1 pseudogene is annotated in these 394 nt (G+C 68.3%); it reads right to left on the bottom strand.

Features of this window, described 5'->3' with window-relative positions:
• Positions 1 to 394, bottom strand: a pseudogene (locus LPA54_RS41370) (CCA tRNA nucleotidyltransferase); the annotation flags it as partial.

The raw sequence follows: 394 nt of genomic DNA, 5'->3' as shown, positions 1-394 counted from the left end.
CCTTCCCGACCTCCGGGCCCGGCTTGATGCCCAGGATCTCCATGATCTGGTTGCCGTCGAGGTCCGGTCGGATGGAGTCCAGCTCCTCCTTCTCCTGCAGCTGGGCGATGCGCTCCTCCAGCCCGTCGTACGCGCGGGAGAGCGCGGCGGCCTTGCGCCGGTTCCGCGTGGTGCAGTCCGAGCGGGTCAGCTGATGCAGCCGGCTGAGCAGCGGCCCCGCGTCACGGACGTAACGGCGGACGGCGGAGTCCGTCCACTCTCCCGTGCCGTAGCCGTGGAACCGCAGGTGCAGCTCGACGAGCCGGGAGACGTCCTTCACCAGCTCGTTGGAGTACTTCAGCGCGGTCATGCGCTTCTTGGTCATCTTCGCCCCGACCACCTCGTGGTGGTGGAA

It is taken from the genome of Streptomyces sp. DH12, from assembly GCF_020873895.1.
In the GTDB taxonomy this organism is placed as follows: domain Bacteria; phylum Actinomycetota; class Actinomycetes; order Streptomycetales; family Streptomycetaceae; genus Streptomyces.
This window is presented reverse-complemented; position numbering and strand designations above follow the sequence as displayed.